Below are 13,303 nucleotides of genomic sequence, written 5' to 3' on the forward strand. Positions count from 1 at the left end.
ACTACTTGTCTCCCTCGAAGTTGGGGTTCTCCCAGATCACGGTGCCGCCCATGCCGAGGCCGATGCACATCGTGGTCAGGCCGTAGCGCACCTCGGGGTGCCGGGCGAACTGCCGGGAGAGCTGGGTCATCAGGCGCACGCCGGACGACGCGAGCGGGTGGCCGCAGGCGATGGCGCCGCCCCACTGGTTGACCCGTGGGTCGTCGTCGTCGATGCCGAAGTGTTCGAGGAACGCGAGCACCTGCACGGCGAAGGCCTCGTTGATCTCGAACAGACCGATGTCGTCGATGGTCAGGCCGGTGCGGGCGAGAACCTTCTCGGTCGCCGGCACCGGGCCGATGCCCATCACGGCCGGGTCGACGCCCTGGAACGCGAAGCCGACCATGCGCATGCCGATCTGCAGACCGAGTTCGCGGGCGGTGTCCTCGCCGGCGAGGAGGCAGGCCGTCGCGCCGTCGTTGAGGCCGGCGGCGTTGCCGGCGGTGATGCGGCCGGCGGGGCGGAACGGCGTCTTGAGCTTCGCGAGATCCTCGAGCGTGGTGCCCGGGCGCGGCGGCTCGTCCTCGGTGGCCAGGCCCCAGCCGGTCGCCGACCGGGTGGCGACGGGCACGAGGGTCTCGGCGATGTAGCCGGCCTTCTTCGCGGCGTCGAACTTGTTCTGGCTGGCGACGGCGTAGGCGTCGGTGCGGGCCTTGGTGATACCGGGGAACCGGTCGTGCAGGTTCTCGGCGGTGTTGCCCATCACCAGGGCGCTGGGGTCGACGAGTTTGTCGGCGAGGAACCGGGGGTTCGGATCGGCGCCCTGACCCATCGGGTGGCGGCCCATGTGCTCGACGCCGCCGGCGATCACCACGTCGTACTGACCGAAGCCGATTCCGGAGGCGGTGGTGGTGACTGCGGTCATCGCGCCGGCGCACATGCGGTCGATCGCGAAGCCCGGCACGGTCTCCGGTAGGCCGGCGAGGATCGCGGCAGTGCGGCCGATGGTCAGGCCCTGGTCGCCGGTCTGGGTGGTCGCGGCGACGGCGACCTCGTCGATGCGCGCGGGGTCGAGCTGCGGGTTGCGGCGCAGCAGCTCCCGGATGGTCTTGACGACGAGGTCGTCGGCGCGGGTCTCCGCGTAGATGCCCTTCGGGCCCGCTTTCCCGAACGGGGTGCGTACGCCGTCGACGAAGACGACATTGCGTTGAGTTGTGGTGGTTGACGCCACGCGTATTCCTCCCGATGGAGCGATGCTCGCCGACGCCGGCGAGGCCAGGGTTCCGGGAACATCCCGGCGCCGGGCAGCCCGGACGCCAGCGTGTTACCGACCAGTAACTTACCATCCGCGCCGGGCGTCACCGGAGGGGTGCGCGCGCCGGGCAGCCACCGGTCTCGCCGGCGGTCTGGGCGTCCTGCGGCGAGGCCGGTGGTCGCCGGGGTTGCGGGGCGCGCTCGTGACCATCAGGGGAACTCGCCGCGCTGGTCCCGAGTACGTTGCTCTGAACAGCGGGTATGCGGAAGCGCTCGACGCCGAGGCGGTGGCGAATGCAGGGATCGGGCGTGACGCGACCGTGGGTCCGCGGGCCGGGACGGTGGGAACGGGTCAGTCCGCGGTCAGCGCCTTCGCCAGGCGCGGCGCCGTCAGCTCCCGCTGCCAGGGCCGTGCCCCGTCGGTGGCGAACCGTTCCTCGATGTACGCGACGACGTCGGTATCCGCCGACACCCGCCACTCCCAGCACAACCGGCGCACCAGTTCGGGGCCGACGAGATTCTCCACCGGCACCTGGACCTGCTCGCTGAGCTCGGCGAGCGCGGCACGGGCCGCGGTGAGCCGCGCGGCGGCGTCGGGATCGTGCCGGGCCCAGCGGTTGGCCGGCGGCGGGCCGGTGAACGGCTGTGTAACGGGTGGCAGCTCCGATTTCGGCAGCGCCCGGGCCCGCTCGATCGCTCCCAGCCACACCCGCGACGACCGGCGCTGCCGCGGCCCCCCGAAGACCGGCAGGGCGCGCAGCTCGTCGACGGTACGGGGGGCGGCCTCGGCTGCGGCGACGATCGCGGAGTCCGGCAGCACCCGGCCCGGGGCGATGTCCCGGCGTGCCGCGAGTTCGTCTCGCGCCGTCCACAGCTCGCGCACGATCGCGAGCCGCCGCGGATCCTTGAGGGTGTGGATGCGGGAGGTGCGGCGCCAGCGGTCGGGCTTGGGGGCCGGAGGCCCGGCGCGACGGATGTGCTCGAACTCCTGCGCGGCCCACTCCGACTTGCCCTGCTGCTCGAGCTCGGCCGCCATCGCGTCCCGCAGCTCGACGAGGATCTCGACGTCGAGAGCCGCATAGTTCAGCCAGGCGTCGGGGAGCGGCCGGGTGGACCAGTCGGCCGCCCCGTGGCCCTTGCGCAGCTCGAAACCGAGGGTGCGTTCGACGATGGCGGCCAGCCCCACCCGATCGAAGCCGGCGAGACGCCCGGCCAGTTCGGTGTCGTAGAGCACCGCGGGCCGCAGGCCCAGCTCGTCGAGGCCGGGCAGGTCCTGGTCGGCGGAGTGCAGCACCCACTCGAGATCGTTGATCGCCGCCGCGAGCGGCGCGAGCGCGTCGGCCGTCGGGATCGGGTCGAGCAGCACCGTGCCGGCGCCGGCGCGACGCAGCTGCACCAGATAGGCGCGCGCGGAGTACCGGAAGCCCGAAGCCCGCTCGGCGTCGACGGCGAGCGGCCCGCTGCCCGCGGCGAGCGCTTCCGCCGCCGCGGCCACCCCGGCTGCCGTGGTGACGACCTCGGGGACGCCGTCACGCGGGGTCAGCAGCGGGACCGTCGCCCCTGCGGGCTCGTGTTCGTTGGCTACCGACATGGTTCGTGACTCTATCCGGGTGGCGGTGGTCTGGGTGTCGACCCGGTCAACCGCGCGGTCGACGCGCCGATTCCCGGTGTGACGAGTGGCACATCGGGAATCGGCGCGGATTCTACGGTGCGCTTTCTACGGTGCGGTGTCGAGTTCGTCGAGCGCCGAAGGGAAGGCGTCGACGAGCGCCCAGACGTCGGGAACAAGTTCGGGGCACGTGAGCACGCCGACATCGAGCGCGCCGTCCAACGACATCACGGTAATGTTGAGTCCGACCCCGTGGAAGATCGGTCCCAGCGGGTACATGGCCCGGATCCGGGCCCCGAGGAAGTACAGGGGCATCGCAGGGCCGGGCACGTTCGAGACCACCAGGTTGTGGACCACGGGGTGGCGTTCCGCGAGCCGCAGCGACGCGTACGTGCGCATCGCCGCGCCGAACACCGCGGGCGCCATGAACTGCGTCCAGTCCTGCAGCAGGCTTGCGCCCAGGGCTGAATTATGTTCTTTGGCACAGGCATTCGCATCCGCGATCGCGTGCAGTCGCTCGATCGGATCGGCGATGTGGGTGTGCAGGCTCGCGAACATCGGCGAGACCTGGTTGCGTCCGGGCCGGTCCGACTTGCCGCGCACCGACACCGGGACCATGCCGATCAGCGGGGAGTCGGGGAGCTCGTCGCGGTCGGCGAGGTAACGGCGCAGCGCACCGGCGCACACGGCCATGACCACGTCGTTGACCTTCACCCCGTGCTCGTCCTTCACGGCCTTGACCCGGCCCAGGTCGAACTGCGCGAATCCGACGCTGCGGTGGCCGGTGATCGTGCCGTTGAAGGAGGTGCGCGGAGCGGTGAACGGTGCCGGCATGGCCTCGCCGCGACGGGCCCGGGTGATCCACCGGGGCACCAGCTCCACGGTCTTGGGCAGCGCCCGCACCAGCCCCAGCGGGCGGGTGGCGACGTTGAACAGGCCGCCGAGGGCGATCCCGAGCGCCGAGCCGCCGCCGGCCCCGTCGGTGACGGGCTCGGGCCGTGGCGCGTCCGGTTCGAGGCTGCACAGCTGCGCCACGAGGTCCGCGCCGGTGACGCCGTCGGCGCCGGCGTGGTGGATCTTCGTCATCACCGCGACCGATCCGTCCTCGAGGCCCTCGATCACCACCATCTCCCACAGCGGCCGGGAGCGGTCGAGCGGCTGTGCGGCGATGTGCCCGCACAGGTCCGCGAGCTCCTCCCGGCGCCCGGGCGCCGGGACCGCGACCCGGTGCAGGTGGCGGTCGAGGTCGAAGTCCGGATCGTCCACCCATACCGGATGGTCGAGGTTGAACGGGCTGTCGGCGATCTTCTGGCGGAACAACGGTACGGCCGTGAGGCGGGCCGCGAGTTCCGCGCGCAGTGCCTCGTAGCGGTACCCGTCCGGAACGGTCGTCGTGTCGAGGACGATCAGTCCGCACACGTGCAGCAGCTGCGTCGGCGTCTCGAGGTACAGGAATCCGGCGTCGAGGCCGCTGAGTCGATGCATGGCCACATTCTAGAACAGGTTCTAGTATCGGCGGGGGAAGCCTGGTCCACCTGCCCGAGCGGGTCTTCGTCGCCCCGGCGGTCCGGAACCCGTTCCCCGGGCGCCGCGACGGGCGCCGGTCAGCTCGGCGCGGCGAGCGGGGCCGGCGGAGCGCCCGGCACCCGGTCGGCCAGCTCCGCGAGAGCAGCCGGGAAGCCGTCGGCCAGCTGCCACAGGTCCGGCAGCAGGTCGGGGCACGACTGCAGACCGAAGTGCAGGCCGCCGTCGAGCGACAGGACGGTGATGTTCAGGCCCGCGCCGTGGTAGATCGGCCCGAACGGGTACAGTGCGGTGATCCGCGCGCCGAGGTAGTACAGCGTGTCCGTCGGCCCGGGGATGTCGGAGACCACGAGATTGTTCAGCACCGGGAGCACGTTGGGCAGCCGCAGCGCCGAATACAACCGCAGGGCCGCCCCGAACGCCGCGCCCGGAGCCACCTGGCCCCAGCTGCCGAGCAGGTCGGGGTCGAAGGTGGCGTGGTGGGCCTTGGCCGCAGTCTCGTCCGCCGCGACGGCGTGCAGCCGCACGACGGGATCGGCGATCTCGGTGTGCAGCCGCCCCATCAGCACCGAAATCTGGTTGCCGGCGTCCCCCCGGGCGCGTCCGTGCACCGAGACCGGGACGGCGGCCACCAGGGGAGAGGCCGGCAGTTCGCCGCGGGCGGCGAGATATCGGCGCAGAACCGAGGCGCACAGGGCCAGCACGACATCGTTGACCGTGACGCCGAACGCGCGCTTGACCGCCTTCACGGCCGCGAAATCCAGCGTCACGAACGCGACGTTGCGACGGCCGGTGACGCGGCGGTTGAACGACGTCCGCGGCGCCGTGAGCGGCACCGCCATCGCCTCCCCTCGCCGCGCCCGGCCCACCCACCGGGGCACCATGGCCGCGCTGGACCGCACCGCGCGGGCGAGGTCCAGCGGCCGGGTGGCGAGATCGGCAACGCCGCCCGCGGCGACGGTCAGGCGGTTCGCCCCACCGACGCCGGGCGACTCGGGCCGCGGTGGCGGGGCGCCGGGTTCGCGGTCGCACAGCTGCGCCAGCAGGGTCGCCCCGGCGAGGCCGTCCACGACGGCGTGGTGGATGCGCGTCAGCACCGCGACCGAGCCGTCGGCCAGTCCCTCGAACACCGCGGTCTCCCACAGCGGCCCGGACCGGTCGAACCGCTGGGCGAAACGCTGCCCACAGAGCACGGCCAGTTCGGCCGCGGTGCCCGGGGGCGGCACGGTGAACCGGCGCACGTGCCGGCCGACGTCGAAATCGGGGTCGTCCACCCACACGGGATGGCCGGGATTGAGCCGGGAGTCGACCACTCGCCGGCGCAGCAGCGGCACCGCCGCAACGCGCGCCTCCAGGTCGGAGCCGAGCCGTTCGAAGGAGTAGCCGCCCGGCACGGTCGAGACGTCGAGCAGGGCCAAGCCGCCGATCTGCACGGGCAGCCCCGGCGAGTCGGTGTAGAGGAGCGCGGCGTCGAGCCCGCTGAGCCGACGCATGCCTCGATCATAGGACCGCGGGGTGCGCCGGTGCACCGCTCTCCGTGCCGTCGGCGACTCGGGACTCGGCGACGGCTCAGTGCTGCAGGCGCGTCACGCCCGCGGGGGGCAGGCCCGCCGCATACGCGAGCACCTCGCAGAACGCCTCCACGTGCGGTCCGAGCTCGCCGGACTGTGCGGTCCACGACGCCCGTAGCTCCAGCTGATGCGCCCGCGCCGGGCCGGCGATGTCGCCGAAGCGCACCGAACTCGTCGACGTCACGGTGCCGCCGAGCGCCGTCAGCGGCTCGCCGTGCGCGTCGAGCGCATCGACCAGCCAGCTCCAGGCCACCTCCGGCAACAGCGGATCGGCAGCCAGGGTGGCGTCCACGTCGGCCTGGATGTAGGCGACGAGCCGCATGGTGCCGTTCCAGGCCTCGTCGCCCTCCGGGTCGTACAGCAGGATCAGCCTGCCGAACGCGTCGCCCTCCGATTGCTCGGGCACCAGGTCGGTGTCCGGATGGAGCACCTCCGCGCCCAGCGCATAGCTGTACGGAGCCAGCCGCTGCGGCGGCCGGATCGGACCCACCTCGATCTCCGGCCGCACGGTGGCCGCGTTCATCGAGTCGATGGCAGCGCGGAACTGGGCCGGCTCGGCGGGCGAGGTGGTCACGACAGCGGACGTTAGACCGGGTGACCGGGACCACGCGGGAGGCGCGCCGATTCCGGAGGGGTGGCCGGGCGTGGCAGCATGGGCAGCGACCCGTGCCCTTGGACGAACGAGGATCAATGACCGGCCTGGAGAACACGAACGTCGGCTCCACCCCGCGTGTGGATTACCCGACGCGGCGCCAGCTCCCGCAGGCGCCCCTGCTCGCCGCCGCGCGGGGACTCGAGCCGGCGCACCGGCCCGTGTGGTTCATGCGGCAGGCCGGCCGGTCGCTGCCGGAGTACCGCGAGATCCGGGCGAACATCGGCATGCTCGAGTCCTGCTTCGATCCCGAACTGGTCTGCGAGATCACCCTGCAGCCGGTGCGCCGGCACCGGGTGGACGCCGCGATCCTGTTCTCGGACATCGTCGTTCCGCTCAAGGCCGCCGGGATCGACCTCGACATCGTGGCCGGGACCGGACCGGTGATCGCGAACCCCGTGCGTACCGCGGCGGACGTCGCGAAGCTGCCCACCCTCGAACACGACGAGGTCGGTGCCGTCGCACGGGCGGTGGGGCTGCTCACTCGCGAACTCGGCGACGTCCCGCTCATCGGCTTCGCCGGGGCGCCGTTCACCCTCGCCTCCTACCTCGTCGAGGGCGGACCCAGCCGCAACCACGAGCGCACCAAGGCCCTCATGCACGCCGATCCGCGCACCTGGCACGCCCTGCTGGGGCGGCTCGCCGACATCACGATCGCGTTCCTGCAGGCTCAGCTGCACGCCGGCGTCGACGCGATCCAGCTGTTCGACTCGTGGGCCGGCGCGCTGTCGCTGGCCGACTACCGCGAATTCGTGCTGCCCCATTCGGAACGCGTGTTCGCCGAGGTCGAGTCCGCCGGCGTGCCGCGCATCCACTTCGGTGTCGGCACCGGCGAACTGCTCGGCGCCATGGGCGAGGCCGGCGCCGATGTGGTCGGCGTGGACTGGCGGGTGCCGCTGGACGTCGCCGTCACCCGGGTGGGGGCCGGAAAAGCGTTGCAGGGCAATCTCGATCCCGCGATCCTGTTCGCCGGACCCGAGGTGGTCCAGGCCGAGGTGCGCCGCATCGTCGCCGAGGGTGACCGCGCCCGCGCCGCGGGGGCGACCGGGCACATCTTCAACCTCGGGCACGGCGTCCTGCCCGACACCGATCCGGACGTCCTCACCGCCGTCGTCGAACTGGTGCACTCGCTGTGAGCGGTGCAGGAGCACCGAGCGTCGCCGTCGTCGGCGGCGGCATCACCGGGCTCGTCGCGGCGTACCGGCTGCGTCGCCTGCTCGGCGCGCACGCCCGGATCGTCCTCCTCGAGGGCTCCGAGCGGCTCGGCGGGAAGCTGCGCACCGTACCGCTCGCCGGCGATCCGGTCGATGTGGGGGCGGAGGCGTTCATCGGCCGCCGCCCCGAGGTCCCCGCGCTGCTCGAGGAGCTGGGCCTGAGCGACCAGCTCGTGCACCCGTCCGGGGCCCGGCCGCTGATCTACGCCGGTGCCGCGCTGCATCCGCTGCCCAGCGGCACCCTGATGGGGATCCCCGCCGACGCCGGGTCGCTGACCGGTCTCGTCGACGCCGACACCCTCGCGCGGATCGCGGCCGAGCCCACCGTCCCGCTGTACTGGGACCGCGCCGGCGACGTCTCGGTGGCCGACCTGGTCGCCGACCGGTTCGGCGAGCAGGTGGTGCGCCGCTCCGTCGACCCCCTCCTCGGCGGCGTCTACTCCGGGCTCTCCGACACCGCGGGCGTGCGGGCCACCCTGCCGACCCTGGCCGCAGCCCTCGACGCGGGTGCCCCGAGCCTGAGCGAGGCGGTCACCCGTGCGCTGCCGGAGCCCTCGGACGCGCCGGTGTTCGGCACCCTGCGCGACGGCTACGGCACGCTGCTCGACGCGCTGGAGAAGGCCGCCGACGCCGAGATCCGGCACGCCGCCGCGAGCGGTCTGCGCCGCGCCGGCGGCCGCTGGAACCTCGACCCGATCGGACCCGTCGACGGTGTCGTACTCGCGGTGCCGGCCGACCGTGCCGCCGAGCTGCTCGCCGACGCCGTCCCGGCGGCGGCCGCGCAGGCGTCCCGGATCCCGCTCGCCTCGTCCGCGGTGGTGGCGCTGGCACTGCCGAGCGGTGCCGCGTTGCCGCAGAACTCCGGGATCCTCGTCGCCACCGGCGAGGACCTGTCCGCCAAGGCGTTCACCCTGTCGAGCCGCAAGTGGCCCCACCTGGCCGGGCGCGACGTCGCGCTGGCCCGCGCGTCGTTCGGCCGTTACGGCGAAGCCGCGATCGTCGACGCCCCCGACGACGAGCTGATCGCCCGCGCTCGCGCCGACCTCGCCGCCGTCACCGGGGTCACCGACGAGCCCGTGGCCACGTTCGTCCAGCGCTGGCACGGCGGCCTGCCCCAGTACCGGGCCGGGCACCTCGACGTGGTCGCCGTCCTCGAGGACGCGATCGCTACCGTCGACGGCCTCGAGGTCGCCGGCGCGATGCTCCACGGCGTCGGAGTCCCCGCCTGTGTCGCATCAGGCACGACGGCCGCGACGCGGCTCGCTACGCGAGTGGCAGGATGAGCGGCATGGCACGTCTCGACTTCGACAAGCTCAACTCCACCCTCCGCTACGCGATGTTCTCGGTGTTCCAGGTCCGGCCCGGTGTCCTCGGCGAGGACCGCACCGCGGCGATCGAGGACGCGCAGAAGTTCTTCGCGTCCTTCGAGAACACCGATGTGATCGTCCGCGGCATCTACGACGTCGCCGGCGTCCGCGCCGACGCCGACTTCATGATCTGGACCCACGCCGAGCGGCTCGAGGATCTGCAGAAGCTCTACTCCGATTTCCGGCGCACCACCGTCCTCGGCCGCGCCAGCGCTCCGGTCTGGTCGAACGTCGCGCTGCACCGGCCGGCGGAGTTCAACAAGAGCCACGTCCCGGCCTTCATCGCCGGCGAGGACCCCGGCAACTACATCTGCGTCTACCCCTTCGTGCGGTCGTACGAGTGGTACCTGCTGCCCGACGCCGAGCGCCGCAAGATGCTCGCCGACCACGGCAAGGCCGGCCGTGGCTACCCGGACGTGCGCGCCAATACCGTCCCCGCGTTCGCGCTCGGCGACTACGAGTGGATCCTGGCGTTCGAGGCGCCCGAACTGGACCGCATCGTCGATCTCATGCGTGACCTGCGCGCCACCGAGGCCCGCATGCACGTCCGGGAGGAGACCCCGTTCTTCACCGGTCCTCGCGTCGACGTCGAGAAGCTGATCACCGCGCTGCCCTGACCCGCGCCGCGGCGCCGCCACCGGGGACGGCGCCGCAGCCCGGGCGTGCTCAGGCGGGCAGCCCCGCGATCCGCTCACCGATCCGTTTCGCCGCCTCGCGCAGCAGTTCCAGTTCCTCCGGTGTCAGGTCCAGCTCGACGATGCGCCGCACGCCGCGGCGCCCCAGGACCACCGGGAGACCGACGAACACGTCGCCGATGCCGTACTCGCCGTTCGGGCGCACCGTCGCCGACACGACCGTTCCCGAGTCGGCGACCATCGCCAGCACCATGTGCGCGGCGGCGGTGCCGGGACCGAAGAACGCGCTGCCGGACTTCAGCAGCCCCAGAACCTCCGCGCCCGAGGTGCGGGTGCGGTCGACCAGCGCGTCGAGGCGCGCGGCGTCGAGACGCGCGGCGATCTCCGGTGCCTGCGACAGCGGGATCACCATCTCCTCGCCGTGGCTCCCGAGCGCCACGGCGCCGAGCTCCCGCGCCGCCCCGGCCCCGTCCGCGGCGGCCAGCGCCCGGAACCGCCCCGCGTCGAGCAGCCCGGCCATGCCCAGCACCTGCTCCGCCGGCAACCCCGAGCTGCGCCACGCCTGGTACGTCATCTCGTCCAACGGGTTCGTCACCACGACGAGCACCACGTCGGGGGAGACCGCCGCCGCGCGCCCGGCCACGTCGCCGACGATCCGGGCGTTCGTCGCGGTGAGGTCGCTGCGACTCATCCCCGGCCGGCGGGCCTTGCCGGCGGTGATGATCACGTAGTCCGCGGGACCGGCCTCCTCCAGCGACACCGCCCCCCGTACCCGCGTCCCGGAGCCCGTCAGCGCGCCGGTGTGGGTCAGGTCCAGAGCGATCCCCGCCGCCAGGCCGGGTTCGACGTCGACGAGCACGACCTCGTCGAACACGTCCGCGTCGGCCAGGCGCATCGCCGAGATCATGCCGACGTGCCCGGCTCCGACCACCACCGCGCGGGCCGGGGCCCCGCCGGATTCGACACCTTCCGCCATCAACGCCTCCCTCTCGTCGGGTACGGCTGCCGCCGTCCGTCGATGCCCACGCTAGGTCCCCGGGCGCCGCTCGGCTCGCCGATCGGACGCTGCGCGCCCACTGGCAGACTGTGCCCCATGAGTTCTCGAGCCGTGCGACACCAGCACATGGCGCACTGGGGGATGTTCGAGGTCGAGACGGACGAGGGCGACGTCACCGCCGTGCACCCCTTCGAAGGCGACACCGATCCGTCGCCGATTCTCGCCAACGCCGTCGGCTCGGTGCGGCACCGGTCGCGCGTGGCCGGACCTGCGGTGCGCCGGGGCTGGCTCGAAGCAGGACCGGGCCCCAGCGACCGACGTGGGGTCGACGAGTTCGTCGCGGTGTCCTGGGACGAGCTGACCGAGCTGCTCGCCGGTGAGCTGCGGCGCGTGGTCGACACGCACGGCAACCGGGCGATCTTCGGCGGCTCGTACGGCTGGTCGTCGCCGGGCCGGTTCCACCACGCGCAGAGCCAGGTCCACCGGTTCCTGAAGATGCTCGGCGGTTACACCCGATCGGTGCACAGCTATTCGCTCGGCGCGACCGGCGTGATCATGCCGCGCGTGGTCGGCACGCACTGGAAGCTGTTCGCCCGCGCCACGAACTGGGACGTCATCGCCCGCGAGACCGACCTGATGGTGTGCTTCGGTGGGGTGCCGCTGAAGAACACGGCGGTCAACGACGGCGGCACCAGCCACCACCCCACCCGCGGCGCGCTCGACGCCCTGCGCGCCCGCGGCGGGACCGTGGTGTCGATCAGCCCCCTGCACGACGACCTGCACGGCGCCGCCGAGCGGCTCGCGCCCCGGCCCGGCACGGACGTCGCGGTCATGCTCGCCCTCGCCTACGTGCTCGCCACCGAGGACCTCGCCGACCGCGACTTCCTCGACCGCTACTGCGTCGGCTACGACCGGTTCGAGGACTATCTCCTCGGCCGCACCGACGGCGTCGCCAAGACCCCGCGGTGGGCAGCCGGCCTGTCCGGCCTGCCCGCCGAGGCCATCGCCGCGCTGGCCCGGCGCATGGCCGCGGGCCGCACCCTGATCACGGTCACCTGGTCGCTGCAGCGGGTCCGGCACGGCGAGCAGGCGCCGTGGGCGGGGGTGACCCTCGCCGCGATGCTCGGCCAGATCGGTCTGCCCGGCGGCGGCTTCGGGCACGGCTACGGCTCGATGAACGAACCCGGCATCGCGCCCGTCCCGTATCCGCTGCCGACCCTGTTCCAGGGCAACAACCCGGTCGACGACCTGATCCCGGTGGCCGCGATCTCCGACCTGCTGCTGCGGCCGGGGCAGGAGTACGACTTCGACGGCCGGCGCCTGACGTACCCCGACATCCGGCTCGTGTACTGGGCCGGCGGCAACCCGTTCCACCACCACCAGGACCTGGGCCGGCTGCGCCGCGCTCTGACCCGGCCGGACACGATCGTCGTGCACGACCCCTACTGGACCGCGACGGCCAAGCACGCCGACATCGTGGTGCCGTCCACCACGTCTCTCGAACGCGAGGATCTCAGCTGCACCCGCAACGACCCGCTGCTCGTCGCGATGCACGCCGCCGCCCCCCGATTCGCCGACGCCCGCGACGACTACGACACGTTCGCCGCCCTGGCGCACCGGCTCGGCTTCGGTGAGCGGTTCACGGAGGGTCGCAGCGCCCGCGAGTGGCTCGAGCACCTGTACGGGCAGTGGCGTGGCTTCGTTCTCGCCGACGAGAACCGCGTCGAGACACCGCCCGAGTTCGACGAGTTCTGGCGGCGCGGCCACGTGCGGATGCGCAGCGAGGACGGGCTCACCCTGTTCGAGGAGTTCCGTGCCGACCCGCAGCGCAATCCGCTGGGCACCCCCAGCGGGCGCATCGAGATCTTCTCCGCCGATATCGACGGCTTCGGATACGACGACTGCGCCGGGCATCCCGCCTGGTTCGAGCCGGAGGAGTGGCTCGGGGGCCCGCGGGCGCAGCATTACCCGCTGCACCTGATCGCGAACCAGCCGAAGACCCGCCTGCACAGCCAGCTCGACCACGGCGCCACCAGCCAGGCCTCGAAGATCCGCGGGCGTGAGCCGATCCGGATGCACCCGGACGACGCGGCGGCACGCGGCGTGGCGGCCGACGACGTTGTGCGGGTCTTCAACGATCGGGGCGCCTGCCTGGCCGGCGCCGTCCTCGACGACGGCCTGCTGCCCGGCGTGGTGCAGCTGGGCACCGGCGCCTGGTACGACCCCCTCGACCCGGCCGACCCCGGCTCGATGTGCGTGCACGGCAACCCCAACGTGCTCACCGCCGACATCGGCACGTCGCGTCTCGCACGCGGTTGCACGGGCCAGCACGTGCTCGTGCAGATCGAGCGCTTCGACGGGGAACTGCCGCCGGTCCGGGCCTTCGACCCGCCGGTGATCCGCACGCGCTGACCCTCCCGGCTTCCCGTGCGCCGAGCGAATGTATCGCTCGCTACCGCTACGGAGATCGACGATACATTCGCTCGGAGCCGGGCCCGGCG

At 72.8% G+C, this 13,303-nt stretch carries 10 protein-coding genes; 4 read left to right on the plus strand and 6 right to left on the minus strand.

Annotated elements, in window-relative coordinates:
* Position 1 precedes the first annotated feature (1 nt).
* The 5 genes from HFP48_RS12865 to HFP48_RS12885 form a co-directional block, all read right to left on the minus strand.
* The gene (locus HFP48_RS12865; protein WP_006938095.1) at positions 2-1,210 is read right to left on the minus strand and encodes a thiolase family protein; all 1,209 of its coding nucleotides are present in this window, start codon (positions 1,208-1,210) and stop codon (positions 2-4) included.
* 375 nt (positions 1,211-1,585) lie between these two features.
* The gene (locus HFP48_RS12870) at positions 1,586-2,824 is read right to left on the minus strand and encodes a ribonuclease D (RefSeq protein ID WP_006938094.1); all 1,239 of its coding nucleotides are present in this window, start codon (positions 2,822-2,824) and stop codon (positions 1,586-1,588) included.
* A gap of 126 nt (positions 2,825-2,950) precedes the next feature.
* The gene (locus tag HFP48_RS12875; RefSeq protein WP_168579585.1) at positions 2,951-4,327 is read right to left on the minus strand and encodes a wax ester/triacylglycerol synthase family O-acyltransferase; all 1,377 of its coding nucleotides are present in this window, start codon (positions 4,325-4,327) and stop codon (positions 2,951-2,953) included.
* Between the two features lie 119 nt (positions 4,328-4,446).
* Positions 4,447-5,859: a wax ester/triacylglycerol synthase family O-acyltransferase gene (locus tag HFP48_RS12880; RefSeq protein WP_168579586.1), complete on the minus strand. Its 1,413-nt coding sequence runs from the start codon at positions 5,857-5,859 to the stop codon at positions 4,447-4,449.
* 76 nt (positions 5,860-5,935) lie between these two features.
* Positions 5,936-6,511 (minus strand): DUF3000 domain-containing protein, encoded by a 576-nt coding sequence (locus HFP48_RS12885; RefSeq protein ID WP_006938090.1) that lies wholly within the window; start codon positions 6,509-6,511, stop codon positions 5,936-5,938.
* Positions 6,512-6,627: 116 nt separating this feature from the next.
* On the opposite strand from HFP48_RS12885, the gene hemE reads away from it, so the two are divergent.
* Genes hemE through hemQ form a run of 3 tightly spaced genes read left to right on the plus strand, consistent with a single transcriptional unit; the run spans position 6,628 to position 9,787 of the window.
* Positions 6,628-7,725 carry a uroporphyrinogen decarboxylase gene (gene hemE / locus HFP48_RS12890; RefSeq protein ID WP_006938085.1) on the plus strand — a complete coding sequence of 366 codons (1,098 nt, stop codon included), beginning with the start codon at positions 6,628-6,630 and terminating at the stop codon, positions 7,723-7,725.
* A complete protein-coding gene (locus tag HFP48_RS12895) occupies positions 7,722-9,086 on the plus strand; it encodes a protoporphyrinogen oxidase (RefSeq protein WP_050035139.1) in 1,365 nt (454 codons plus the stop codon). The genes hemE and HFP48_RS12895 overlap by 4 nt, the downstream gene beginning before the upstream one ends.
* A 5-nt stretch (positions 9,087-9,091) precedes the next feature.
* Positions 9,092-9,787, plus strand: a complete 696-nt coding sequence (hemQ, locus tag HFP48_RS12900) for a hydrogen peroxide-dependent heme synthase (RefSeq protein ID WP_006938082.1) — start codon at positions 9,092-9,094, stop codon at positions 9,785-9,787.
* 49 nt (positions 9,788-9,836) lie between these two features.
* Here the strand turns inward: hemQ and HFP48_RS12905 are convergent, their stop codons facing one another.
* Positions 9,837-10,781 (minus strand): lactate dehydrogenase, encoded by a 945-nt coding sequence (locus tag HFP48_RS12905; RefSeq protein ID WP_050035140.1) that lies wholly within the window; start codon positions 10,779-10,781, stop codon positions 9,837-9,839.
* Positions 10,782-10,928: 147 nt separating this feature from the next.
* Between HFP48_RS12905 and HFP48_RS12910 the strand changes: the two genes are divergently transcribed.
* Entirely contained in the window at positions 10,929-13,214 is a 2,286-nt protein-coding gene (locus HFP48_RS12910; protein ID WP_081636981.1) for a molybdopterin-dependent oxidoreductase, read from the plus strand.
* Positions 13,215-13,303 lie beyond the last annotated feature (89 nt).

The sequence above is a fragment of the Rhodococcus sp. DMU1 genome (assembly GCF_012272955.1).
Taxonomy (GTDB): domain Bacteria; phylum Actinomycetota; class Actinomycetes; order Mycobacteriales; family Mycobacteriaceae; genus Rhodococcus; species Rhodococcus aetherivorans.

Coding starts and splice junctions, on each gene's coding strand:
- HFP48_RS12880 (WP_168579586.1), bottom strand. CDS start 5,859: ATGCGTCGGCTCAGCGGGCTCGACGCCGCGCTCCTCTACACCGACTCG.
- HFP48_RS12875 (WP_168579585.1), bottom strand. CDS start 4,327: ATGCATCGACTCAGCGGCCTCGACGCCGGATTCCTGTACCTCGAGACG.
- HFP48_RS12870 (WP_006938094.1), bottom strand. CDS start 2,824: ATGTCGGTAGCCAACGAACACGAGCCCGCAGGGGCGACGGTCCCGCTG.
- hemQ (WP_006938082.1), top strand. CDS start 9,092: ATGGCACGTCTCGACTTCGACAAGCTCAACTCCACCCTCCGCTACGCG.
- HFP48_RS12910 (WP_081636981.1), top strand. CDS start 10,929: ATGGCGCACTGGGGGATGTTCGAGGTCGAGACGGACGAGGGCGACGTC.
- HFP48_RS12905 (WP_050035140.1), bottom strand. CDS start 10,781: ATGGCGGAAGGTGTCGAATCCGGCGGGGCCCCGGCCCGCGCGGTGGTG.
- hemE (WP_006938085.1), top strand. CDS start 6,628: ATGACCGGCCTGGAGAACACGAACGTCGGCTCCACCCCGCGTGTGGAT.